The sequence below is a fragment of the Bacillus sp. SIMBA_074 genome, from assembly GCF_046534555.1.
Lineage (GTDB): Bacteria > Bacillota > Bacilli > Bacillales > Bacillaceae_G > Bacillus_A > Bacillus_A mycoides.
Window position 1 is genome coordinate 1 of sequence record NZ_JAWRYM010000419.1, and the last position, 277, is coordinate 277.

1 protein-coding gene is annotated in these 277 nt (G+C 68.2%); it reads left to right on the plus strand.

All coding sequences use genetic code 11. The features are described from left to right. Positions 1-277, plus strand: a 277-nt coding sequence (locus tag SB773_RS31395; protein ID WP_410594210.1) for a hypothetical protein, incomplete at both ends; no start/stop codon positions are given.

Genomic DNA, 277 nt, shown 5'->3' on the forward strand with positions numbered 1-277 from the left:
TGTATTTCGGCCTGAGCTCGCTGCTGATCCAGTGGATCAGCGTGATCACCCTGTGCGTGTTGCGGATCGCGCGGACGCCGCTGGCCAGGCTGCGCCCGCTGGCGATCGTCTGGGCGACGGTGAGCACGCTGCTGCTGGCCACCGCGGCGGTCTGCGCCGCGGCCTGGCTGCTGCTGCGCAATTTCCCGCGCCTGTCGCAACCGGACTGGTGGGTGCTGTGGCTGCAGTTCAGCGGCATCGCGCTGGTGGTGGGACTGGTTGGCGCGGTGATATTCCA